Below are 281 nucleotides of genomic sequence, written 5' to 3'. Positions count from 1 at the left end.
TCCCAACAAAGGAAGGGAAACCGATTGGAATTATTGCTCCTGATATGATACCGAACCTGCTCGCTCCAGTGGATTCCAGTGCTTGAGATGGTCCTTTGTCGATTTCTTCAATTCTCTCTGAGAAGAAGCGAGCACAGAATCCAATTGTATCCACGATAATCGTGAGGATACCTGCTAGAGGTCCTAGCCCTACGGATATAACGAAAATCAGTGCCCAGATGAGATCTGGAATCGTACGCATTGTTGACACAACGCTTCTCGTTGCATGACGAATAATAGGA

The 281-nt window shown here is 45.6% G+C and carries 1 protein-coding gene; it reads right to left on the bottom strand.

Annotated elements, in window-relative coordinates:
* A partial coding sequence (locus AOA59_RS28425) for an ABC transporter permease (protein ID WP_256593140.1) occupies positions 1-241 on the bottom strand: 241 nt, incomplete at its 3' end.
* Between the last annotated feature and the right edge of the window lie 40 nt (positions 242-281).

The organism is Pseudomonas sp. 2822-15 (assembly GCF_002742515.1).
GTDB classification, from domain to species: domain Bacteria; phylum Pseudomonadota; class Gammaproteobacteria; order Pseudomonadales; family Pseudomonadaceae; genus Aquipseudomonas; species Aquipseudomonas salomonii.
Note: the sequence above shows the minus strand (reverse complement) of the source record. Positions and strands in the feature narration are given on the sequence as shown.